The 24,911-nt window shown below is 47.6% G+C and carries 15 protein-coding genes; 1 reads left to right on the forward strand and 14 read right to left on the reverse strand.

The annotated features are described in order from the left end of the window. Positions 1 to 4: 4 nt before the first annotated feature. A complete protein-coding gene (locus QMA13_RS18870) occupies positions 5 to 1,786 on the reverse strand; it encodes a stalk domain-containing protein (protein WP_282935305.1) in 1,782 nt (593 codons plus the stop codon). Between the two features lie 60 nt (positions 1,787 to 1,846). Then, complete coding sequence (locus tag QMA13_RS18875) at positions 1,847 to 2,983, reverse strand: glycerate kinase (RefSeq protein ID WP_282935306.1); 1,137 nt, start codon at positions 2,981 to 2,983, stop codon at positions 1,847 to 1,849. A gap of 255 nt (positions 2,984 to 3,238) precedes the next feature. On the opposite strand from QMA13_RS18875, the gene QMA13_RS18880 reads away from it, so the two are divergent. Beyond that, entirely contained in the window at positions 3,239 to 7,117 is a 3,879-nt protein-coding gene (locus QMA13_RS18880; RefSeq protein ID WP_282935307.1) for a hypothetical protein, read from the forward strand. A 346-nt stretch (positions 7,118 to 7,463) separates the two neighbouring features. Here the strand turns inward: QMA13_RS18880 and QMA13_RS18885 are convergent, their stop codons facing one another. The 12 genes from QMA13_RS18885 to QMA13_RS18940 form a co-directional block, all read right to left on the reverse strand. Continuing rightward, complete coding sequence (locus QMA13_RS18885; protein WP_282935308.1) at positions 7,464 to 8,573, reverse strand: Gfo/Idh/MocA family protein; 1,110 nt, start codon at positions 8,571 to 8,573, stop codon at positions 7,464 to 7,466. Positions 8,574 to 8,597: 24 nt separating this feature from the next. After that, complete coding sequence (locus QMA13_RS18890) at positions 8,598 to 9,848, reverse strand: extracellular solute-binding protein (protein ID WP_282935309.1); 1,251 nt, start codon at positions 9,846 to 9,848, stop codon at positions 8,598 to 8,600. Next, on the reverse strand, positions 9,845 to 10,300 hold the full coding sequence (locus tag QMA13_RS18895; RefSeq protein WP_282935310.1) for a MaoC family dehydratase: 456 nt from the start codon (positions 10,298 to 10,300) through the stop codon (positions 9,845 to 9,847). Before QMA13_RS18895 ends, QMA13_RS18890 begins: the two co-directional genes overlap by 4 nt. A gap of 4 nt (positions 10,301 to 10,304) precedes the next feature. Further along, the gene (locus tag QMA13_RS18900; protein ID WP_282935311.1) at positions 10,305 to 11,462 is read right to left on the reverse strand and encodes a CaiB/BaiF CoA transferase family protein; all 1,158 of its coding nucleotides are present in this window, start codon (positions 11,460 to 11,462) and stop codon (positions 10,305 to 10,307) included. Next, positions 11,459 to 12,625 (reverse strand): extracellular solute-binding protein, encoded by a 1,167-nt coding sequence (locus QMA13_RS18905; protein WP_282935312.1) that lies wholly within the window; start codon positions 12,623 to 12,625, stop codon positions 11,459 to 11,461. Before QMA13_RS18905 ends, QMA13_RS18900 begins: the two co-directional genes overlap by 4 nt. A gap of 106 nt (positions 12,626 to 12,731) precedes the next feature. Then, a complete protein-coding gene (locus QMA13_RS18910) occupies positions 12,732 to 14,081 on the reverse strand; it encodes a four-carbon acid sugar kinase family protein (RefSeq protein WP_282935313.1) in 1,350 nt (449 codons plus the stop codon). Positions 14,082 to 14,130: 49 nt separating this feature from the next. Further along, positions 14,131 to 15,384, reverse strand: coding sequence for a ribulose-bisphosphate carboxylase large subunit family protein (locus QMA13_RS18915; protein WP_282935314.1), 1,254 nt, complete (start codon positions 15,382 to 15,384; stop codon positions 14,131 to 14,133). Next, positions 15,381 to 16,058 (reverse strand): aspartate/glutamate racemase family protein, encoded by a 678-nt coding sequence (locus QMA13_RS18920; RefSeq protein WP_282935315.1) that lies wholly within the window; start codon positions 16,056 to 16,058, stop codon positions 15,381 to 15,383. The genes QMA13_RS18915 and QMA13_RS18920 overlap by 4 nt, the downstream gene beginning before the upstream one ends. 20 nt (positions 16,059 to 16,078) lie before the next feature. Continuing rightward, on the reverse strand, positions 16,079 to 18,070 hold the full coding sequence (locus QMA13_RS18925; protein ID WP_282935316.1) for an alpha/beta hydrolase family protein: 1,992 nt from the start codon (positions 18,068 to 18,070) through the stop codon (positions 16,079 to 16,081). A gap of 19 nt (positions 18,071 to 18,089) precedes the next feature. Continuing rightward, on the reverse strand, positions 18,090 to 19,400 hold the full coding sequence (locus QMA13_RS18930; protein ID WP_282935317.1) for a Gfo/Idh/MocA family oxidoreductase: 1,311 nt from the start codon (positions 19,398 to 19,400) through the stop codon (positions 18,090 to 18,092). 203 nt (positions 19,401 to 19,603) lie between these two features. Continuing rightward, positions 19,604 to 22,822 carry a hypothetical protein gene (locus QMA13_RS18935; RefSeq protein ID WP_282935318.1) on the reverse strand — a complete coding sequence of 1,073 codons (3,219 nt, stop codon included), beginning with the start codon at positions 22,820 to 22,822 and terminating at the stop codon, positions 19,604 to 19,606. Between the two features lie 299 nt (positions 22,823 to 23,121). Next, positions 23,122 to 24,879 carry a glycoside hydrolase family protein gene (locus QMA13_RS18940; protein ID WP_282935319.1) on the reverse strand — a complete coding sequence of 586 codons (1,758 nt, stop codon included), beginning with the start codon at positions 24,877 to 24,879 and terminating at the stop codon, positions 23,122 to 23,124. Positions 24,880 to 24,911: the final 32 nt, after the last annotated feature.

Consider the following 24,911-nt stretch of genomic DNA (forward strand, 5'->3'; position numbering starts at 1 on the left):
GCTATTATTTTGCATTCAACGGATACAGCACCACATCAAGGGGAAGCTGTGCGCTGCCGGTAGACATCCATTCGATATTGACTTGTTTCTCCGAACCCGTTGTACGATACAACAATAACCCCTCATTGGACGTCAATCCACCAGCTGGATAGGTTACCACATTGCCATTTACACGAACTGAGCCTTGAACGAATCCATTTCTTGGATGTAAAGCAATCCCCGTTTTAGCTGCATTATCCAATTTAATCCGGTAACGAACTCCTGAATTCCCTTCATTTACAAGGGATTCCTTGGAGAAAGCATTCATCCCTGTCAAAGCCGGCTCCAACGAAGTGTCTCCAATGCCAAGCTTCGTCATTTCTTTCAAATTGCTTGCATCGATCTGCCATGTAACCTCCGATACCGGGTAGGTGCCGCTTTTGGATTCCTTCTGGCCTACAATCGAATATTTACCGAGATCATAGGTGGAATCCCCAGGGTTAATCATTAGATACGACACGCTGACCTCCCCATCGGCTGTTATATCATACAAGCCTTGGAAAACTTGTCCTGGATCGATATCCTTGCTTAGCGCATAATACGCCGTTGAACCAGCTTCAACTACCATTTCTTCATCGAGCGATTTGGAGCTCAAGAAGTCCTCCGCCGTTTTATTGGCTCTTATCTCACCGTAAATAGAGGGGTTCGGTTGCGATTTGCGGGTTGTTGTTATATGTACGGCTTTCTCATTGTTGTTACGTATCGCGATTGCAAAACGAGCTGGCTTGTCCATTCCGTTCGTATATTGAAGATTCAAACGTGCCTTTCCATTGACCTTCTCTTGATATAAATAGCCTAACTGACTGTTTGGGTTCATGCTTCTCCCGACAATTAAGGGCCGATCTTCGGGTTGACGAACCAGCACAGGCAGCTTCCGTTCAGTGCTCGATAACGAGTTCAGCAGCCCTTTCCCTGCTTGAAACACCGTTCCGCTATTGCTGTAGTAGTAAGGAAACGCCTCCCGCTCCAGATACGGCTCATCCAATATGGTTACTGAGCGCGTAAAGGGGTCACTGACATTTCCTTTACCGTCTTTGACGCGAAGGGTCACAGGATAAGTGCCGGGCTTGTAGAATGCATCTTTATTCCCTTCCCATTCATACCCTGGTAGTCCTTCTGCATCCGGATCGTAGCTTAGATCAACATAATCGACCTTCTCGCCCAATCGATACGCCGATTTCCCTAAAGCGAACAAAGCTATCGGCTTCGAGTTAGGCTGAGCATCGTCTTTAATCAAATCTGATTCCTTATACGCAGTGGATAGCGTCCCTATGAAGCTTAACTCCGCACTTTGCATATCCGATGCCAGCTTGTAACTTACCCCCGTATAATCGGCAATCCATGACAATTGGACTAACAGACGATCATTACGAATCTCTGCTACAGAAGCAAAATCTACAGCTTTGCCGTTGACTTGTATGACGCCGTTAGACGAATCGAATTCGATAAACGCCTTCGGAGTTATAAGTCCGACTTTATTGGTAGAAGCATCCCAATTAAGCTTTAATTGCAGCTTTTCCGCAAGCCATCTAACCGGTACATAAAAATGGTCTTGAATGAGCGCAGCTGGCTCCTCTAGGACTTCCTTCTGACCATTAACAACAATTTCTGTTTTTTCAGGGAATAACTGAATGTGCTGCTGGGAAACGGAAACGGCTCCTGCGGATGTAGGAAGCATCAATCCGACTGCAGCAACGGTACTTAGTAATGCTCCTGCTTTGAACGATGAAGTAATATGACGAAGCATGAATAAATAACTCCTTTTTGTTTCGTAATAATAATTAATGTATTAAATAATTAATATACCTTATTTTCTTCCTCCAATAAACAGCCTGACCACTCTCTCCGCTGTATCCGCAGCCAATTGCGCCGCATCTTGCATTGCCTGTTCGAGAGGCATCGGTTTATCTACCATGGAAAATACACTAATAACGCCACTGTCATACAAACACTCGATACCTTTGCCAATGGATCCAGCGATTAATACACAAGGTACACCGTTACGCTGGCCCGCTTTGGCCACACCATAGGGAGTCTTTCCCCGTTCCGTTTGAAAATCGCATTGACCTTCACCAGAGATGACGAGGTCTGTGCCTTTCAAGTGCATCTCCAGTTGAGCCGCTTCGATGACAATATCCACTCCGGGCTTTAGCTCTGCGTTCAAGAAAGCGACCGTTCCGCCTCCCATGCCTCCCGCCGCGCCTGCGCCAGGAAGATTAATGATATCAGTACCGATATCTCTTCGTATGACCTCTGCGAACTGATTCAAACAGGAGTCCAAACGGTTAACCATCTCGGGGGTAGCTCCTTTTTGCGGACCAAATACGGCACTTGCTCCGTTGGGTCCACATAGCGGGTTATCTACATCACAAGCTACAATAAAGCGGCTATCCCGAATTCTCGAGTCCATCTGTGCGTCGTCAATTGAATCTATTTCACTTAAAGCCTCGCCGCCTAAACCAATAGGCTTGCCAGCTTTGTTCAGCAGCTTAACTCCTAGCGCTTGTGCCATTCCGGCCCCACCGTCGTTGGTTGCGCTGCCACCAAGCCCAATAATAAAAGACCTGCATCCCTGATCGAGGGCATGCCTAATAAGCTCACCCATACCATACGTGGTAGTGAGCAGCGGGTTTCTGTTTTCTTTATCGATTAAATATAAACCTGAGGCTTCAGCTACTTCGATAACGGCAGTAATTCCATCACCCAATATGCCATAAACTGCAGACACAGGAGAGCCTAATGGCCCTTGAACGGTAACCTTGTGCAGTGAACCATCCGTAGCGTCGACCAAGCTTCTGACAGTGCCTTCACCGCCGTCCGCCATCGGTACTTTTACAATCTCAGCATCGGGTATTGCTCTGCGAATGCCTTGCTCCATTGCGTCACAAGCATCTTTAGCAGTCAGGCTTCCTTTATAAGAATCTGGAGCCAAAACAATTTTCATTGCTGCGTCCCCCTTCTTTCTCCTTTTTTGCATAACCTTATTATGCCATGTATTAAAACGGCGCGTCCATACCAGCGGCCAAATCTCTCCTGCAAAACGGAGTTATTACCTATATTGTCATAAATAAAGCTGTAATCAGCAGAATATTCAAGACGAATAGCCGTTATAAGCTACAAAATGGCATGATACTCCCCTAGATTGACCTACTGCCCTTCATTATGATTCAAGAATAGATATTCATTAGGAGATAAAGGTGTGGTGATATCATTGATCTTTTCTGAACTGCAAAAAAAGTTCACCCAAGCCGACCCCCGGTTCGGTCCGGTTCCCTTCTGGTGGTGGAGTGCCGAAGAAGTAACGGAGGAGCGGGTGCGTTGGCAAATGTGGAAGTTCCGAAAAGGAGGGCTGCGGAACATCGGCATCATTAATTTGGCACCTACTGGTCCGCAATATGGTTCTGTTAGTGATCGTCCTGCGTTTGCAAGCGAAGATTGGTGGCTCATGTTCGAGGTAGCGCTGCGAGAAGCGGAACGGCTCGGCATGTACCTTTGGTTTTACGACCAGATCGGATTTTCGGGCTCGAACATGCCAGCACGAATTGTTACCGAGCGTCCGGAAATGGCCGGATATCAGCTTCGTAGATTTTTGCCCGATGAAGAAATTCCCGCGTCTTCGGAAGTGTTGTACCAAGCTGAGGATTACACGTATGCGGCGGTTCGGCAAGGCTTCAACTGGCTGGACCCTGCAGCAACGAAAGAATTAATCAATCGTGTTCATGGGGAGATGGATCGCCGCTTCTCACAGGATCTCGGCAAAACGATAGCAGGCAGCTTTCAGGACGAGCTCCCCCCACTACCGTTATGGACCCCAGAGCTTCCTTTCCTCTACAAGGAGCGATTTGGTGAGGAACTGGTGCCGCTCCTTCCATTGTTATATGATCCTCTGCCTGGTTATACCCAACTGCGCCGTCGAGTGTACCGTTTGGCTGCAGAGCTTGCGGAGCAATCGTTCTTCATCCCGCTTGGAGAATGGCACCGGGAGCGAGGAATGCTTCTCTGCTGCGATCAAGCGGGTCCAGCTAGAAGAGCAGACCCTCACGGGGCGCAGCGGCTTTATTTGGATTATTTTCGGACTCATCGCTGGTATAATGCACCGGGAAGTGACATGGACGGCGAGATTAAGCCGCATTCGTCCATGGTTCATTTGCATGGCGGCAACAGGGTATTCTTGGAAGCATTTCATTCAAGCGGCTGGGGAGGTACACTGGAGGAAACGATGCATTGGCTGATCCCATGGCTTCAAGCAGGAGCTACGGTTTATAGCCCTCATTCGATATACTACAGCACGAGAGGCGGGTGGTGGGAGTGGGCTCCCCCTGATACGGGATGGCGCCAGCCCTACTTCGAGCACTATCCAGTCTTCGCGGATACGATCAGCCGCCTTTGCTTCATGCTGAGCGAGGGAACGCATGTCTGTGATATTGCAGTCCATTACCCTTCCTATGCGGTTTGCGGACATCTATCACTGGCCGATGGGAAAAAGAACGAACACCCGATGGGAATCTCTAACCGGGACCCGAATGAGGATGTCACCCGGATTCAAAATATTTACAAACAAATGACTGGAAGCTGGAGCCGTCGGGATCATAATCAACCTGGAGCACTGCGAAAAGCACAGCTTGATTTCGATATCGCAGATGACAGCGCGTTGCAAAAAGCGATCTCTGAGGGCGATAAGCTGAAAATAGCTGAGGAGCGGTTTGCTGTCTTGCTATTGTGCGGAACGACCCTTATGGATGACGATGCTCGATCCCGTATAGAAACCTGGTTGCAGGGAACCGGCTTCGTCATCGCGGTAGGAGTGCCGGAAACGGAGCAAGATTTGGCGGGTGCGATCTATGTCGATTCGGCGGAGGAGGCAGTCGCGCTGATCGAAGCGCGTGTCCCTAGACGAGTGGAGGGTCCGGGAGAGTCTCTGCACCGCAAAACGGCCGACTCTGAAGTATTCCTGCTACTTCCGGAGAACGGATCATTGTTAAGAATGCATCAACCGGCAAGCCCGGATACGAGATTCCCCGAATCAACCGTATATCGTTTAAGAACTGACAGAGTGCCACAGCTGTGGAACCCTGTCAACGGCGATATGGAACCCCTCGATTATAAAAGAGAGGGTGAATGGATTGAATTGCAGGTGCCCTTCAGCTCTTGGCCGGCAGCACTGATAGTCTGCGTAGAACTAGGTACTGCAAGTAAAGCTAAGGATCAGGTCACAGCTAAGGATTCAGCCTCCCCATCCCCATTTCCTGCCATAGTCAGCAGGACTGGAAATGTGAGCGACAGCTTGGAGCTGCCTCAGGACGGTTGGCGCATCCGGGTAGAACCCACGTTGGATAACCGATTCGGAGATTTTGACTTGCACGGAAGCGGAAATGGACTTGTACCCATCGAACGCCGCAGCATGAATGTGAGATTGGAGAAGGAATCGATCGACGGGGAAAGCTCGGGATGGCATCTGCCAGATTTGGATGAATCCGATTGGTTGACCAGACTTTGGAGCGAAGCCGGCTATTGGCATGTGTGCCTAGGTGAAGAATTCATTGAAGCACATTCCGTTATCAAAGTATATAGCAGCGTCTTCGGTGACTTGTCTATGCGTTCCTGGGCCGGACGAATGGGCCGCATCCCGCGTCGTTTTCTTAATTTGGGCGAGTTTGTTAAAGGAGAGTTCGTCTGCGCTAGGACCTTCGTTATGGCTCCATCATCCGGCGGATACTGGATTCGGACAGAAAGTAATTCGAATATTACAGGGACTGTCAATGGTAAGGAGATTAGCTGGAGCGGAGGACCTGAGGAGCAAACTGCTTGGATTGAGTTACACGTTGGACTCAATGAACTGTTGTTAAAGGCACAGGCGATCGGCAAAGGCTTGTTGAGGGCAGCGGTTGAAGTGAACGAGACTGCACATCCCCCACTACCTAAATGGCTATTCACTAGAAATCCTAATCTGCAATCCAGTTTAACGAAGCAAATCGAGTGCAGTACGGACAGTCCAATTCAACGTGTACGTATCGTATTCGCTGCACGCGGCAGAGCAGTACTGTACGTAAATGGAGTCAAAATAACTGAGCATGGCGATTTCAATCCCTATATACGGCAGGGTCATGAAGAAATTGACATCACCGAATGGTGGCAAACCGGAGTAAACGAAGTTCGATTCGCCTTGCCCGAAGGCAAGGGCGAGGTGTTTGCCGACGGAATTATTGAGCTGCTCAACGGAGAAACAGTTAGCCTCTTCACTGGTGAGGATTGGTCCGATGAACAGGGTCACGCTCCGGGCGTTCATCATTTCTCTGTCCTCCAGTTTGCCGAGACGGAGTCGTTGTGGATCACTGCAAGGCCTCATCCGCTTCCGCGGGTTGGCTGGCTAATGCCCGAATCTGTTCCAGATACGCAGCCACTCCCCTTTGTCGCTGATCCGGATTGTATCAGCCGCCCGGTCTGGCTTCGCTTCCCTCTCCCCATAGGTGCGAGGAAAATGCGGATAGAATCCTCAGGGGACTTGCGAGCATGGATCAACGGCGTTGAGACTGCCGTGCGTGATGGACTCATCGAATTCGCGGTACAACAAGCCGGAGCTGCAGCCGCCATCCGAATCACTCCTATTGACTCTAACACGGAAGCGGCAGTTCTACTCGCTCCGATACGTTTCGAGACAGCCCCTACACAAGGAACACTAGGGGATTGGCGAACGGCGCTCCATCTTCCTCATCACAGTGGAGTGGTCGAATATGAAACCATAATCAACAGCACAGCGCTCCATGGTGCTGAACTGGACCTGGGACATGTACGAGGTACTGCTGAAGTGTGGGTGGACGGCCATCCGCTAGGTGTACGCCTTTGGAGACCCTACCGCTTTACGTTGCCCCACTTACCTGAAGGTAAGCATCGGCTTCGAGTTCGGGTGACTAACACGCTTGGCACCCACTATGAAATCGGCAGGCCAACCAGCTTGGTAGGTGGCAATCCCGATGTCATGTATTGGAACCGGGAGCGGACTGAAGAAGAGCTGGGCTGGCAGGAATGGTTTCCAAGTGGAGGTCTATATGGTCCTGTTCGCATTTTGAAGCATACGTAGTAATCATCCATCATAGCCCGATATTATGCAAATTCCTGCCCAGCTATACGAGGGTGAAACAAAAGACGACCGCTCCATTTATGGATTAATGTCGTCTTTTTTGCCTTCTAAATAGCATGCAGAATCAAATATTAAAATTGGTATTATATTCCATATTTATTCATTCCTCATCGGCTGCACAAAGTATCAATGTTACAAGTATACCAAGAGCAACGAATTCAAGCTCAAGATCACCGCTAATCAAATTTCTTGATGATTTTCCTATCCTTCAATAGGTTGAGCACAACCAATCCTTGCATGCTGGTAGTATCTCTTTTAACAATTGAGGATCAGGCTCTTCCCAAGTTCATTCTATGATTTCTTGCAAATAGACCGGCCTGTTTTCCGCCATGGAGCGATATGCGGCAAAAACGGTTTGTAAGGTAATCAAATTATCTTTGATACTATTTTCCGGTTCCCGGTCTTCTTCAATGGCCCTCATCAATTCTCCCATAGTTCCCATAAATGCATGCGGAAACCATCTGCCTTCCAGCTGTGGCGTATACATGCATCCCCGTTGCAATCGGTTGCTGTACAAGGATAACGTGTCTTCACGACCTGAAGGATAATCGTATAAAGCGCCATTCGTCCCTTTGACCGTTCCCTCCGTCCCTTCAAAACGAAATGTAGCATACCAATCATCTTGGGGCATCCCGTTGTTGTGATTATCATGGATTAAAGCTCGTGTTTCTCCCGGAAATTTAAGATGGATCATGGTGCGGGTTTCCCCACGATAAGGCTGACCAGGGAGTCGGGCTCCATCCGCATATACATATTCCGGCTGCAGACCGAGCACATAACGCACGGAATCCAAATAGTGAATGCTGTGGTACATGATCTCCAAAGTAGTTATTTGAGTAAGCCAAGGCCAGTTCTCCCATGGCGTACGGACATTTACTTGAATAGAAGCCTGAAGAGGCTCTCCGAGCCATCTGCGCTTTACGATGGAACGGCTTGCCTGAATGCCCGGTGACCACCGCATCTGCTGATTGACGGCTGCTTTGATGCTTAAAGAGGAGCATACATCAACCAAAGTCCGGGCTTCTGCGTAGCTTTCGGCTAAGGGCTTTTGACAAAGAATATGCTTGCCGAGACGAGCCGCTTTTTTGGCAATCTCCGGTTGAAATTGGGCAGGCACCGCAATGTCCACGATCTGCACCTCAGGATGATGGAAGAGCTCCTCCAAAGTCGTAAACACGATCATGTCCGAATGATTGCGGACTGCCATTTCCGCTTTACTCCGATCCGTATCGTATATTCCTACGACCCGGAATCCTGCCATCCGATAAGCAGGCAAATGCGCTTGAACGACAATTTCGCCGGCTCCTATAATGCCTATTCCTCTGCTCATGTCTTTGGGCAGCATCGGCTTATAGTCTATGTCTAATAGACTTTCTTGCTCTTCACTCGGCTTCATCTTCTCCACCTCCATTTCTTGTCATCAGCAATAACCTGCTCGAGCCAAAATGTCATCTACCAGCTCTGCCGCACGGGTTAAAGCCTCCGTTACCGGAGTCCGAAGTCGCATTGCGTCATCAACCATTTGAGACAATACCTCATTAATGGCCGGATACTCCGGAATCGGGAGCGGACTTTTGACATTCCGATGCACGGTCTCCAGATGCTCGTAATACGGAAACTGCTTTCTTACCTCCTGATCGCGCCAGGTAGACAGACGCGTCCCGTTCCCGCCGTACAAGGACGTAGCTTTATCCATCTTCGCTGATGCGGTTTCCTTCATAAACCGGTAGGCCATATGCCTGTTTTTACTGCCTGCGGCTATGGCCAACACCCAATAGATGTTCAGCGACATATGAATGCCTTGCGGTCCATCTCCTCTAGGAATAAGTCCTGTACGGACTTTTCCTGCGATCTTGGACATCCCCGGCATTTCCGCAACGGCGGCGAACCCTGCCCAGTTCCACATCATTGCTATCCCACCCTGTGCAAAACAGTGCCCGCTCCTGATGCTGTCCATATCCATTGCTTCCTTAGGGACTACCTGATGCTTGTAGATCAAATCAACCATAAATTGCAGGGCTTCTTGACCGGCAGTTTGGTGAAAAGCTGCTTTCCAATCCTTCGTCACCAGGTCCCCGCCTCGACTCCATAGGTGGATCAAAAAGTCATATACATTATTATGACCGTCTGGAAATGAAGCCGTTAACGCCCCGTACATCCCGGCATCCGGGCGTGTAAAAAAATGTGCAATATCGATAAACTGGCTCCATGTTGCAGGCACCTGAAGAGGGTAGCCAAATCGCTTCGCAAAATCCTCCTGCTCCGCCGGATCATCGAAAAGATCGCTGCGATAGATGAACATTTCCGGGCCATCGTGGTAGGGCAAGCCGTAAATGCTGCCGTCTTTATCTGTTTGCAGCCCCCTCATGCTAGGGTTCCATGCATCTGGCCACCCTTCAGGTGGATCTTCGCTCAGAAACTCGTTAAGAGGAAGCAGTAGCCCTTTTTGAATGGCTTCCGGCAGCCAGTCCGTGACACACAGAAACAAGTCATGCTCTCCTGAAGCAGCTTCCTTGCCGGTAATCATACGGTCATAGAGCCTATGAATTTCTTCGAACTCTCGGTTTACCCTGCAGCCGGTCAATTGTTCAAAATGTTCTGCCTGAACGGCAAATGAGGCATCAAAGCCTTCAAATTGACGCGAAATGAGCTTCAACCGACTTGAATTCATGCTCCAGCTCCTCCCCGTTTCCTGACCATCAAAAGATGATCGCATACCAATACCGTATCCCCGTGCTGGTTGAACGTCTCGCACCGCTCGCTAACGATCCCAAATTCGCTGCGTCTCGGATGATCCTTCTTCTCATGAACGGTCACTCGCACTCGTATTGTATCTCCTATAAAGACTGGCTTAATAAATCGGAGACGATCATACCCGTACGAGAATGCTTCGGGATTCACTTCTGAGGCCGTCATGCCTACGGCTACACTAAAGATCAGTGTCCCATGCGCAATTCTTTGGCCGAAATCCTGCTGTTTGCACCATTCAGCATCCATATGATGAGGATAAAAATCGCCCGTTTGTCCTGCGTGCATCACAATGTCCGTTTCCGTTATCGTTCTTCCGAACGACTCTCTTGTGACGCCAGTCTCATATTCTTCATAGAACAGAGGTCGAATCATTTGGTTATAACACCTCCGTTTTGATTCTGCTGTTATGCTCTCCGATTTTGGGAGCTCCAACTGAAGAGAGCAGAAGGCTGCCGTCAATACGAATCGGGCAGCGAGTGGTCGTAAGCTGTGCACCGCTGCCGTTCACCGTTTGTTGGGTCATATTCAAATGTCGGAACGCTTCGTGCTCCAGCAGCTGTTTCCAGTTCAGCACATCAGCGCACCAATAATCCGCCGGTTCCAATCGGGAAATCCAGAACGATGTTGGACGGTTTTTCAAATGATTTTTCAATATGGCTTTGATGTTATCTCGATAAGTAAACCAGCTTGAAGGATCATTGAATGATTCAAGCTGGTCGCATTCCAGCAATTGACCCAACTGGACTACCGAACCCATTGCCAAGGCAATGTAGCCGTCTTCCGTTTCATATATTCCGTAGGGTGCACCTAAATACGCATTCGCATTGTTCACGGCACTCCGCTCGGGAAGCTTTCCCCCATCGTTCATATGGGTTGTCAATACCTCGAACTGAACATCGAGAATAGATTCCAACAAGCTGACCTCGACAAGTCCGCCTCTTCCCGTAACAGATCGCCGCACTAAGCACGCTAGAATGCCTTGCACCAAATGAGTCCCTGCGAACATGTCGGCTACGGACAGACCGAACGGAACTGGTGGCTGATCCGCATTGCCGTTCAACCATGCCAGACCAGAAAGCGATTGAACTAGCAAATCTTGCCCCGGCTTGCCACTCCAAGGTCCTGTTTTGCCATATCCGGTAATCTCGCCATACACAAGACGCGGATTCCATTCCCGTACCACTTCATAATGTAAGCCGATCCTTTCCATGACTCCAGGGCGGAAATTTTGTATCATGACATCCGCTTTTTCGATCAATGTTCGTATCAGCTTTAAATCGTCGGGATCTTTCAAATTGGCGGAGATACTTTCTTTGTTGCGGTTAATAGAATGAAATAAAGTGCTGTCTCCATCCAGCTCCAGGTTAGAGACATAGAGCCGCCGGCAAAGATCGCCTCCATCCGGCCGTTCCACTTTGATTACTCTTGCACCGAGATCGGCTAAACGCAAAGCAGCGGAAGGTCCAGATAAAAACTGGGCAAAATCAAGCACAAGCAGTCCTTCCAATGGTTTGAACGCGGAAGTTGTAGTCATCCTAACCGCCTCTCTTTCGAAATGGTCAGCGATTCGCGGAACAGCTGGTTCATTAGCTCCCATATTCGCCTGGTATCGCCGCCATTCATCATATATTCCTGAACATAATTGCCAGCTTGATCCTGAAAATGCAAATAACCGTTATAACGCGGTCTTACATAAGCTCTGTCAAGGGCAGGAAGCGTTTGGCTAAAATAAGACTGTGTCCAGCGATTCGTCTCCTCGCCGATCCATGCTTTTCGGTGGCCCGGCTGACCCCCTGCCATCGTATACAACGTGCTCTGTATTTCCTCGCTTGCTACATATTGCGTATACCGCACCGCCAGTTCCTTATGCTTGCAGGCTGCCGAGACTGCGAGCCCTGTTCCCCCAAGTGTTGAACGCATAGGACCGCGATCCCCGTAAGTTACCAAATCTCCGAAGGTCAGCGGTATTCTACTATAACCTGATCTGGCATAGTTTGAATAGCCGTAGGCGAACGGGCAATAGCCTATGTCATTCCAAGTAGTCATATGCTCATACACGGCAATTGGATTCATTCGGAAAATTTCGGAACGACAGTAAGAAGCAAGCTCTCTTAAAGCTTCTAATGCCGCTTGCTCGCTTTCATAAGAAACCACCATTTCGTCGCCGCCAAACGGCTCTTCCCCTTGGGCAAAACACAGCATGTAAAAATTCATTAAGCTATCGATCGGTATAGCCGGAAAAATGACAAGTTTTTTTCGAGCAAGGTTTAGTAGTTCCTCCCAGGTAACGGGCACTTGCTCCTCCTCCCGCTCCAACAAGTCGAATCGCCAGGAGGCAACAGGGGTGGCCGCATCTATTGCTAGAGCAGTCTGACTGCCGTTGAAATGATAACTGAGATGAGATTGACCTACGGAATTCGTCGATTGGTTCTGCATAAAATCATCCGGCAAATATGTATTCAATGACAGAAGCACACCGGACTCGGACGCGTAACCTGCCCAAGGGTGATCTATAACTAATAAATCGTATTTATCTGTCAAAGCTTGTATGGGCGCGTCGGCAAATTGCTGCAAAGACCGTTTTTCCCATTGAATGGTTACTTCCGGGACCAGCTCCGCAAACCTCTGCGAAGTAGCTACCATCGGGATATAACCGCGCGTATGATCCCAAGTAATGCCTCGTAGTACGATGCTCATAGTGTCCTCCTAGTATCAGTAATGTGAAAACAAACATAGAATATCAACTAAACCTGAAAGCGATTTCTTTTTGTTCTATTCAACAACCTTTTCTCTGGCTGCGCATTTAAGCGTCCCCTCTTCGCACCTTCTCAAAAAAATCAGCAGGACCCACTTGCCCGCCTTTAAGCACCAGCTCTAGCCCGTTGATTCGCACATTTTCCGAGTAGGCTCTACATAATGGTCCTCCTGGAACCGTGGATGCGATCATTTCCAAAGCATAAATATTCAATTGCTTTACAGCGAAGCCTGAGGTGTCTCCTCCTGCAAAAACAACCCGTTTTAAGTCCGTTAAAGCGATAAGCTCTCGCGTTAAGTCACCTAAGTATTCACCTATTAACTGCCCACTTTTTGCTTTGTCGTGACCTTGTTCCTTTAATATACTTTGCACAGATTCGATGGATTCATCGTTCGGCCCCAATGCCGTATAGAGAATGACGTTTTTTCCGTCCTTCAGCATTTGTTCCGCCTGACTTAACAGTGAAGTGATCTTGTCCGAAGTACGATTCAGTAAATACGCTGGCGGAATATGAATCCCCTCATAGCCGTGTCGCAGTGCCCACTCAATTTGCTCTTGAGTCACCGGCGAGCAGCTGCCTGACACGATTAGAATTTGTTCTACTGGTTCTGCTTGCTTAGATAATGAGGCGGGGTTCATGCTGCCTTTTCTATTCCAGTGCGCAACAAGCGCGTATTCTATTCCTGAAGAACCGACCACGAATAGTGGAGCCGCTTCGCTTTCACGCGATAAAATACCGCCGATCTTACCTAGATGTTCTTCAGTTAGCACATCAAACAGCAAAATATCCGGATCATGGCTCAGTACCTGGGTATACCGCTCCTCTAGGAGAGAACCGTGCTGCTCCAAATCCATTACATTCATTAGTCCGACGGACTGTTTAGTTTGCTTGCATAAATGAAACCGTAGATCCGCTTCATTCATCGGAGTGATCGGATGCTTGCTTAGGTTCGGATGGCGATCCAACCTTATGATCTCTTCTCCGGCAGCTGCAAAATGATTTCCAAATACCGTATAGCGCCTTAGAACAGGGGAGCCCGCCAGAATAGGAGTATAGCGCTGCTCTGTAAACACTTCCCTCGCGATATCGATAACTTTTCCGATACTGCCTGACGTTGGAGAAGAATCGAAGGTCGAGCATACTTTATAGTGCGTGATTGGCGCACCGAAGGAGCGAAGTTCTGCAAAAGCCGGCTTCAAAGTCACCTCTAATTGTTCGGGCGACATGGTACGTGTCACACCGGCTACCCCGAAGCCGTCATAGTCGGAGAACTTTTCATTCCATAACGTTAGTTCTGGCACGTCCATAAATAAAATCATTCGCAGACCACCACTCGTCAGTGCCTCCAACACATCCGTGGAACCAGTAAAATCGTCTCCATAATAACAGATCCTCAATTCGCTTCCCTCCATCCATTCACTGACCTGTGCTGCTGATTCGCTAAGATTAGCCTAATATATCCAAGGCCTGCCTCAATTCCGAGTGGGTCCGTGCATATTCTTCCAATGGAATTCCTGCAAGGGCAGCTTCCCATCCCTGTACAAAGCTGCGGAATCCAGCGCCAAATCCGCCAGGGTGTCCATGAATCCCTCCGCCGGCTATGTTCATCAGATCGACAGTTTTCAATTCGCGGTATGTTTCAGATGCAGAGCCCGCCCATTGCTTGGAGGACAATACGGGGAGTGCTACATCTGCCTTCTCAAACATGGGTTTTAAGCATTCTTGCACGCCGCTCATGACAGAAGCATTATCTTCATAAAACTTATTGTTAAGTCCATTCACATGAAGATGATCCACTCCGCTCAACCTGCACAGTTTTTGATATGCGGAAAATGACATGCCGAGATATGGGTACCGCGACATCATCCCCCATTGGTTACGATGTCCGTGGATGCACACAGGAGCATATTTCCGTAAATGAGCTACCCCAGCAAAACCAACGCTGTTGATGCTCACCATGACGCAGTTGCCCCCATACTGTACAACGGTTTCCAGATGGCGAAGCATCTGATCGATATCATCTGTAATATTAAAGGCATACATGGTTTTTTTGCCAGTCTGATCCGCAGCGCGTTCAATTTCTTCCATGGCGGCTTTGACCCTCTCGGATAACGGCGCATAGGGCGGATTGCCATGGACTTCATCATCTTTTATAAAATCGATACCCGACGAGGCCAGCTCTCGAACTATTCCTCTTAGTTGCTCTGTCGGCAATCCGATATTCGGTTTAATAATAGTGCCGATAATAGGTCTCCCATGTACGCCTGTAAGCTCTCTAGTACCAGCAATACCGAATCTTGGGCCTTCATACCTGTCACGAAACGATGAAGGAAGCTCCAGATCGATGAGTCGTATCCCAGACAACTCTTCCAACTCGTACAAGTTGCCTGCCACAGTAGCTAACAAATTCGGAATGGAAGGACCGATATTGTCATACGGATAAGCAATCTTTACTATACCGCGATGATACAAGCCTTTGCTGCCAACAGGAATTTTGGCCCCTGGTAGTGCTGGGAAAGGAGAGCTCTCCAGCGGTTGAATAGACAAAATTCGAGCGCGATGCCTCTCCTTCAGACTCACCGTTTCATTGGCCAAAGGCATAAAAGTACCGGTGGATTGCTCGCTCACAATGATTTCACTGGCTTTTTCCAAGGCAAAGGCCGTCTCTATCCAATAGGTAGCGATCACTTGATCATTCACGGTATGGCCACCTTCCCCAATCGCTCCAGCTCGGTTCTAACTGCCATTACGCCTAAGCGTGGACTCGAATAAACAGGAAGGCCTGTGACCTGCTTCAGCGCTTCTTCCATCCTGACCATCGAGCCTTGTGCCAACACAAGTACATCCGCATGCTGAGCTACCGATTTGGCAGCTTCAAGAACCAAACGATCATGCTCCTCCGGCTGTCCTGATACCAGTGCTTGGTACGCCCCCTTGGCTAGTGCATCCACTACATTAACCACACGATTCTGTCTTTCGGCCTCTTTATGCAGCAAGCGTTTGGTCGGGTCCAAAGTTGTAGGCAGCGTGGCTAATACCCCTAAGTTATGAAACTGCCAAGTCGCCTGCGAAGCCATAGCTTCATCAATTTTTATTATGGGAATGTCGATCATAGCTCTTGCCCAATCCGCTACTTCTCCTACAGATGAACAGGTATTAAGAATGACATCGGCTCCTATCTCTTCTGCGTGGCGATAATATTGCACAAGCCTGCGCCTTACAGAAGATGTGACCTTACCATCCCGAATCACATCAGCGATAATACTGTCATCGATAATACTAACCAATCGGCATCCCGGCATTTCTTCCCGAAATAACGGTTGAATGCGTTCCGCCAATCCTTGTCCTGTATAGATAGCAACTACAGTAGACATATGCACTTCCTCCTCTTCACTTAGCTTGCTGAATGGCTTTTTAAAAGCTCAACATCGGACAGGCGTCTGTCATCCTTAAGCCATTTATATACATCTGGAAGATCCAAATGACGAAGCATTCCAGGAATAATAAAGCTTAACGAATCCAATTCATCGTAAAAAGGTTCTTTTATCCAGTCGGCAATGCTGCTCATGCAGTTCTCCAACCGGACACTATCTATTCTTGAGTCCAATAAAGCCGCTAAACCGGCATACATTGCATACCGACCGCTTCCATAAAGACGAATGTCACTGGAATCGACATTTTTTAACACGAATATTAATTGAATGGCTCGCAGAACATCGTATGTACGCAGGGCAGCCATGCTATCTCCAAGCCACATCATTTCGTCTGTATGTCTATCCATGATGCCAAACCTCTTGAATGGTTTATCCGTAGGCGAATTCAGATGCGGCAGAAGAGGCCCTATCCCCGTCGGATTTAACACCATGGCGATACGACCGGATGCGCAAGTTTCTTCTATCCACTGGGAATGTTCTTCAAGCCGGGATGTGCCCCCATCCCACACAGCAATCGTGACAGGAAGTCTTTGTCCATGCAGCTTGGAATCGTAGAATTGTAAGGCATGATTCAACAGCCCCGGCTGACTCCACCAAATCTGACGATGTACCCATAGATGATCTACTTCTCCACCTCCGGAAGGACGGGGATTCAGATCGCAGGACTGCCTGTTGTAAAATACGGTCCTCTTAAGCCACGCCATAGCACGCTTCTTGCGTTCTGCATCGGATATCGACTCGCGTTTGTTCTCAAAATAGGCGAGTCTTTCCACATTTTCATCAAAGACACTCTTGGCTTGAGCCATTTCGCCAATGACTTGCCCGCTTCGAGTGCACCACAGCTGCTCATTCGGAATCAATTCAATTTGATCCTCCGAAGGCGTCACAGCTGACCCTAGTAAATGCTTGGAGAAAAAAGCAGCGGCCGCTTTAGCCAACGGTATCGTAAACCGGTGAACATTCTCGTCCTCGAAAATAGTCAAATCTTCACTGCGATCATGCATTTCCCAAAACCGGCGGTTTACGGATACCGTATGACGCGGTCCTTCAATGGGTACCGAATCATAAGTAGTGGCAAGAATTAGTACGGGACGTGGCGCCATGGCAAGAACAATATCCTCATGGTCAAAGCCATAGGCAGAAAAGCCGGGCCATTTTTGCTCCGCATCCTGTGCCTTGCCGGTGAGCAAGAAGTAAGGCCGGTTCATAATAAACCCGCCAGGTGCTGCTGCCGCAATCCGCTTGTCATACATCATCAGGAGAGAGGTTTGGGTACCCCCTCCGGAATGACCGGTTACTCCTATGCAATTCGGATCTACATCGGCTCTGGTACTCAGATAATCTATCGCGCGTACCGCATCATGAAGCATATACCTTGCTAGGCTGTCTCCGAGAGGCATGCATTGACGACCGACGTTCTCATGCTCGGTGACGCTGGTCATTGGGGCTTGTTGGGTCTCGGTATCGTAGTAACCAAACCGTTCTCCCTGCCCCACCGGATCCAGAGCCATAACAATTAATCCAGCGTGCACCAGATAATGGCAGACGGTTTGATATTCATCGCAATGCTTGGCCTGCTCGCGATGTCCGCACAAAAGCAGCACTGCCCCTCTTGGACCTGTTGTATCATAGGGTATGTAAACATTAGCGGTTGCGTATGCATGAGGTCGTGGTTCAAAAATGAGTTTCTCCACCCGAAACCCATTTCCTTGAACCGTTCCTGTTATTTGTGGGTTGAGCGGAGTATCGAAAGAGGCTAATCCTCCTATGCACTGCTCCAAGCCTTCACGGATTTCACGCTGTCGTTCCTCAAGCATCTGCTTGTTTTTAATGGCACTGCGCGCTTTCTCTCCCTTTTTAGCTGCACGCATAGCCGATTCATAAACCCACCTTGGCAGCTGACTTTTTACATCAAAATGGGCAATTCCTACATTTTCAAATTTATCGTACACGTCCGTATTTCCCCCCAGTTCATTTAGAATATCCAGCTTCTTCTGGTTCCTCTGAAACCAGCAAATCGCCGATTCGTATCGGCACCCCCGATTGAGCCGATTTCCAGATCGCTTCGCCAGTCAGTACTGAATAAGCTCCTGCCTCAGCACCGGCCATGATATCATAAGCACGAAGAGGATCAGCTCCAAGGAATAAATCTTCAAGAAGCAGCGGGTCACCTCCACCATGACCTCCTGAGCGGGGAACCACATGGATCGTTTCTTTACCCCCGAATAACGGGAAATAGTCGATCTTTTGCTCAGGTACATGATAGGATGCCCGTTTGGACATCATTTCCTTGGTTTCCAATCTCCCTTTGGTCCCATTAATGGCTAATCGGTATCCTTCATATGGCAACGAAAAATTGACCGAATAACTCAGCATTGCGCCCTTATCGTATTTAATGACTGCAGCATAAGTATCTTCAATATCAATTTCTGAATCAAAGATACAGCCGTCTGCCCGGTATCCGTTATAGGCATTAGGCTTCTTATCCATCTGAGTCAAATGGTCATCCTCAGGCATAACTTCCTTGCTGCGCGTCGACCAGCGCATGAAGTAGCTGCAGTTCTGCTTGACACGACAGGTACCGCAATAACGCCCTTCTTCCTTGGCAGGGTTAAGCTCACCTTCCGGGCCAAAGTAATTCAGAGCCCCGTAAGCAAAGGCTTCGACCGGCTTTTGATCAATCCACCAGTTGATAAGATCGATATGATGTGTGCTTTTATGAACAGACAAACCGCCGGAATGCAGTCTTTTGCGGTTCCAGCGTTTGAAGTAGCTTGCTCCGTGATAGGTATCGAGATACCAGTTTAAATCGACAGAAGTGATTTTCCCGATTTTTCCTTCCAGAATGATTTCCTTGATTCTTGTATGGATCGGAGCATAACGGTAGTTAAAAGCTACGTAGAGCCTTCCTCTGCTGCTATTCTGTGCATCTAACACGCGCTTGCAATCGGCTCCGGTGGTTACCATCGGTTTTTCGGATATCACATCCAGATGATGCTGCAAACCCTTCACTATATAATCGGCATGACTATGGTCCGCTCCGGCTACTATCACCACGTCCGGCCTCGTTTCCTCAATCATCCGTTCAAATTGCTCGGGAGCATACACAGGGACTCCGCTTAGAGAAGGAAACTTGCGAAAGCAGTTAGCGAACCTGGCCGGATCCGAATCGAGCAGCCCAACGATCTCGCAATATGGCTGGAACGTGTCCAGCATGGAGTTTATAAACATCCCGTTAGCTCGGGTGCTGACCCCGCAGATAACATATCTTTTTCTTGCCAAGTTGTTCTACCTCCCATCTTCTCTACAGTATACAAAATGGAGGAGTGCAATAAATTAGTATATCCGAGCTTGATTATAGGGTGATTTGGCCGTGAGTTAATCCCACAAAGTGGAGCTTTGGCTTCGAAGTTGATTCAGGTACATTACGGGGAGCCCCGAAACGTTAAAAAAGCCTCTGCCACACTCGGCAAAGGCTGGGTACATTACTTCACAATGAAAATAAAGTTCTTAGGCTTATTGCTCGGACCATTTCCAACAATGGTAAAGCTCTGTAAATTTACTTTATTTATATCATAAACACCGCTTTTGGGTTTGAAGACGAGCTTGTAGTCATCGGTCATATAGAAAATATCCTTATCGTCTTCTTTTGTTCCTGGTTTATAAGTAATATCCTTGAGAACAAAGGATACTCCGAATACTCCAATGAATGGGGTAAGAGAAGCGCTTTGCGTTCCTGCATCGAGATTCGATTTGTTCGTAAAGCTATTGCCGCTGGTATCGCTTACTTGAACCTGTTTCAGCAGCTTATCATCCCAAATATAGCGATCGTCGATGGCTTTGGGATCAACATTGGTCACGGTATTATCTTTAAGTGTCACTTTTAATTCTTTGAATTCCAATTCGGAAGCAAAAGCAGTAAAATTGGTTTTTACAATCTTTGTTCCTGCAGGTGTATTCACAGTAAGTATGGCATCCGTACTTCCCGGATTTAGACCAATGATCTTAGTCGGAAACTCGGGTTTATCGACGGCAAATAGATTCGGATTAGCAAATGTGATACTTTTTATCACAGGGGAAGCTCCTTTTGGATAGGAAGTAATTTCATTATTTTGCTTATCCTTGACCGTAACCGTAATTCCTTTATTTGCTAGTTCAGGTTTGTTTTTAAATATATAGGCTCCATCCTCCTGGGTGGCTTTATCTTTTTTATTATTGTTTTTACTCTCCAGCAAAGCATGGTCTACTAAATATTTTCCTACGGCAAACAAGCTTGTATCAGAATTTACGTAGTAGGTTAAATCCTTGTCAAGCTGTTGATACGTGTAGCTTTGCGCCTGTGCTGTTATGGTCTGCAGCTCTGATTCAATCGGCCATTTGGTCGGTTCTGCCTCCTTAGGATCTTTCTTTGCTTTAACCAATGTTGTGACCACTTTATAAACACCCAGTTTTTTGGCATCTGCCATCAAAAAAATACTACTGTTGCTAGCTTGGCTTGCTTTCACTCTAATGGTAGCATTTGTATCGTTCATCTGAAGTTTTGTATTGCCATTAAAGTTAGCCGTAAATGCCCCTGCTTCTCCACTGACTTTTTGCAGCCTGTATTCTACCTGATATTCATCGGGAGCGGTCTTAAATTCTGTGTCGTATTGGTCTTTGATAGCGTATTTTATGGTTTTAATCGGATCTGTTACTCCTTGGATCACCGTAATGGTTTCTGCCGGTTCGAACCCTGACTTCTCCAATCTTTCAGCTACACGTGCAGACTGAACTGTGTAATCGGCTGTCGCCTTTTGATTGGCATCCTTCAAATATACTTCAATGGATGCTGATCCATTGTTTGTCGCTTGCACGACCACCTTGCCCTTGTTGGCTCCGCTTAAGCCTATCGGTTCTCCTTCAGCAACTGAACCCAGTTTAAGGACTCCAGAACTCCGTACTTGAATCTGCCCGGCATTATACAATGCTGCGATTTCATCCGTTGAGAAGCTATAACCTTCAGCATCTCTTATTTCCAGAGTGATTCCTACGTCAGTATCCCCCACTGCCAATTGTGAAGTTAAATCCGCAATCTTAAGACTTGACGCCAGCTTAGGGGAAAATAAAGCTATTTCTTGCTTCACGGTCTGACCGGATCCTACTGCCATTAAATGCAGGGTAGTTCCTTTGTCTTTATCGAAATCATCCCTTGCTACAAGCTCCAGCTCCGGGTAATTGTCGTTATCATAATCAACGAACACCTTGTTCTTTACATTTTCGAACAGTGACTCACCTTCAAATCTTGTAATGATCCCTCTGTCCAACTCCTCTACATCATCAACGAGACAACCATATTGATCATACGCTCGGAATGATAAGTAGACTTTACCTCCGGGCTGCAGCTCCTTATTGTCTTTATAAGACAACTTGCCCGTTTCGATCTTGGAAACAACCACACGGTCCCCGACGATAAAATTTTTGTTCAACGATAAATTGTGCTCTCTATCGTAGATAGAGACGAAGATTGCCGAACCACGTCTTTCCTGTCTCAGATCCAGCTTAACGGCTTGTTGACCCGGCACATATTGCATTCCGATTCCGGAACTGACTCTGATATCAAATGCAGCTGCAGGCAAGCGGGTTTGCTCTCCATATTGATTAATCTGCTTAAAACCAACAATCACCTTCGAGCGAGCCAACTCGTCTGATGTACTTGTGAATTCAAGCTTCTTAACTGTTTCATCCTCCGCAGAAAAGTCCACTGTCTTCTGGGCTACAGCCTTTTCATCTAACCCTGACAATTCTACGGTATATGCTCCCTTCGTCAATTTGGTATCCAATGTAATCGTCGCACTTTTTTTATCCGCAGCCCATTCCGTTGTTCCAGAGATAACACTGCCATCTTTCTTGACGGATAATATGGCCTTGACCGCATTTGCAGCATCCACCGCAGTTTCAAAGGTTACCGATACTTTACGAGCCCCAGTTACTTTGGCTTCTGTGATAGACACTTTACTCGTTTCGCTTTGCCCACCAAGAACCTTGCGCGTTTCAAAAGCAGCTTCCACAAGTGTTCTGCGGGTAACAACCCGGTCCGTACCGTGAAAACGACTATCATCAAGATTCTGCATAATCTTTAATTGCAAAGCAAGTGTGACAAATCGGCTTGCCGCTTTATCTACCTTATCTTCATCCCGGATACTATCATCCGTAATTGGTGTAACATTGCGTGCTTCATCTACCTTGCCGAGCCCGTAGATTAAAAACTTTGCAAGATCCTGTCTACTTACGAATACAGTCGGGTCAACAGCCATTCCGTCTTCATTAGTAAGACCCAGTGCTCTAAACGATTCTTTATTCTTATCTGTAAGCGCTTCATTTTCATCGTTAGAGAAAATGATTCTTGACGCCTGAACGAAATCTTCTCGAGTAACCGGCAGATTAAATCCATAAGTGTTCTCCGATTCCGGTTTCAGGACACCACTTTTAATAAAGAGATCAAACTTGTCCTTCAAATCCTGAGGCATCATCTTTAGATCCTCGTAATCTTCAGATGTTTTTACTATTTTCACTTCGTCTGTTTTCACTACTAATGTGTTCACTTCATCTACTTTCAATTCATCTGCCGTAACCTCAGCATCTTTACTATCCGCATAAGCAAGCGGTAGAACCGACGTCGACAAGAGGAATAAAGAAACTGCGCAGGCTATGTATTTGTTGTTCATTCGACACACCTTCCTTACTTAATTTAATAATCAGATTCTCAAGTTTGAATTATTAAACCCCAGCATACTACATCATCAATAGCTTCAATCCGATCACCCCCAAAGCACTTTACCGCTTCATAGCTTCGTTTTTATAACATGCTGCCTTCTGTTATAAATAAAATAGTATGAAAACGAATTCGTGTTATAGGGGATTTACAGCTAATTTATAGGCATATGTTTTCCTGAATGAACCATTGAATCTTATACTAAGAAGACAGCCGCCTTTTCGCTACAAACGGCTGTCCACATCCTGCTTTTTACCAATAAAACTCCTTCACGAGTCTGCGATATTGTCCTGTCCTCATAGGCGCTTTACTCCATACTTGACGATGATTGTAAAACGGATGGTGAGTACCCTCGGGGCTCAGATGAATCACATCATCCCCCCGCCATTGGGTAATGAACTCCTCGCCTACCGCTTTTTCAACGGTTTGCCTTTGGCTTACCGGGAAGGTAATTGTAATAGTCTCTCCCTCGTATGCTTCACCCAGGCTAAGAAAACGCTGATTGACCCATATGCTTGGATCACTGCCTGTTTGTGTCAACACATCGTCTCCACGCTCGCGTCGAATCAGCACTTTGGCATATCCTGCCCAGTCCGGAATCCTGATTAACAGTCTTGGTACATTCTGATGAATGTCGAGCTCTAGTTTGCCTTCATGCGGAAGATGACTGCTTACATCCAGCCAGCGAGAGCCTCGATTGAATAAAAAGTTCACGCTTATGGTGCCATTATGTTCCGTTATGGTATTACTCCAGCCCATAAACAATCCTCTAGTGCCCGAACCGATGCAGCAGGTTTGCAAGTCATTTGTATGTCCCCTTCCCCCGTTGACATCGCAGCAGAAATCATTCGGTGCCGAATAGCCTGCGAAGGCTCCCTGTGCCCGCTTAGCTACATTGAAGTAAGACTTTAACCCTACGTCGTCATTTTCCTTATGATCGGAGTCCACTACCCAGTCCAGGTTGAGCAGCTGCGATTCCGTTAAGTGGTTGCGCAAGAACCGTTCAACGATACCCCAGTACTCGGTATAACCGCTTTGAGCAAGCGTAATCCCCGTAGAGATCAGGTCGACCAGAGAGCAAGTTTCATGCTCGAACGCCTGATCGTGAATATCTCCGGGTGTCCACCCAAAAGCAGTGCACCAAGTGAGAGCCCAATCATAGCTTTTCTTCACAAAATGGGTAATAGAGGCGTCACGGGTATGCCAGCCATAGCGAGCTAATGCATCCAATGTTCCGATACGGGTATGAAAATGTCCGCTGCGATATGCAAGGGCGTCATTAAAGCTACCGTCCGGGTTGAACACACCGCTGCGACGAATGATTAATGCCGTGAAGTATTGGCACAATTCGAAGGCATCAGCGTTCCCAGTCAATTCGTAGTATTTCAAAAGCGGCATAATGAGTCTTCCACTGAATGCAGCAGGATCCGGAGCTAGCCTCAACTGCACTGCATTTGCGGAAGGCCACCCGTTGACCGTGTATTCCGAAGCTGGATAATACCACACATCTCTTTCTTTAATAGCAATTCTTTTGAGCGCTGCTACATGCTTGTCTGCAACCTGCTTAACTTGACTGTCCCCCGTAGACATATACCAGGAAGTTAATGCGAGAATAACGGCACGTTGGTCGATCATATTGGCTGTGGGCTCCCAGGGTGCTTTCGGATTTTTCAAGCGGTAGCTAAGGCCGTCCTCCTTAAAGAAGCCCAGGAAATTTTCCCGGTATTTAGCCTCAATATCCATTCCTCTTTCATCGCCTGTCATATGTCTGGCCAGTATAAGCGCATCGACCAATCGTCCATGGCTGGAACCGTAATCCCAATCTCCATGGGTTAAAAAAGCTGGCTGCTCCATCAGATTAGCTGCAAAAAACGGAATATGCCCATGATCCTCGTCTGCCATCCCCAGGATAGCCCCGAGGACATGCCCCGCCCTTTCCTCTAGCATTAGGGTATCGGGAATTTGTTTTATTTCACTTGTATTCATCCTTGTATTCATCCTTGTATTCATCCTTGTATTCTCCTTTTTATCATTATTGTCAT

This window comes from Paenibacillus sp. RC67, from assembly GCF_030020805.1.
In the GTDB taxonomy this organism is placed as follows: Bacteria; Bacillota; Bacilli; order Paenibacillales; family NBRC-103111; genus Paenibacillus_S.

Coding starts and splice junctions, on each gene's coding strand:
- QMA13_RS18900 (WP_282935311.1), bottom strand. CDS start 11,462: ATGACTACAACTTCCGCGTTCAAACCATTGGAAGGACTGCTTGTGCTT.
- QMA13_RS18895 (WP_282935310.1), bottom strand. CDS start 10,300: ATGATTCGACCTCTGTTCTATGAAGAATATGAGACTGGCGTCACAAGA.
- QMA13_RS18890 (WP_282935309.1), bottom strand. CDS start 9,848: ATGAATTCAAGTCGGTTGAAGCTCATTTCGCGTCAATTTGAAGGCTTT.
- QMA13_RS18905 (WP_282935312.1), bottom strand. CDS start 12,625: ATGAGCATCGTACTACGAGGCATTACTTGGGATCATACGCGCGGTTAT.
- QMA13_RS18920 (WP_282935315.1), bottom strand. CDS start 16,058: ATGTCTACTGTAGTTGCTATCTATACAGGACAAGGATTGGCGGAACGC.
- QMA13_RS18885 (WP_282935308.1), bottom strand. CDS start 8,573: ATGAAGCCGAGTGAAGAGCAAGAAAGTCTATTAGACATAGACTATAAG.
- QMA13_RS18940 (WP_282935319.1), bottom strand. CDS start 24,879: ATGAATACAAGGATGAATACAAGGATGAATACAAGTGAAATAAAACAA.
- QMA13_RS18870 (WP_282935305.1), bottom strand. CDS start 1,786: ATGCTTCGTCATATTACTTCATCGTTCAAAGCAGGAGCATTACTAAGT.
- QMA13_RS18875 (WP_282935306.1), bottom strand. CDS start 2,983: ATGAAAATTGTTTTGGCTCCAGATTCTTATAAAGGAAGCCTGACTGCT.
- QMA13_RS18935 (WP_282935318.1), bottom strand. CDS start 22,822: ATGAACAACAAATACATAGCCTGCGCAGTTTCTTTATTCCTCTTGTCG.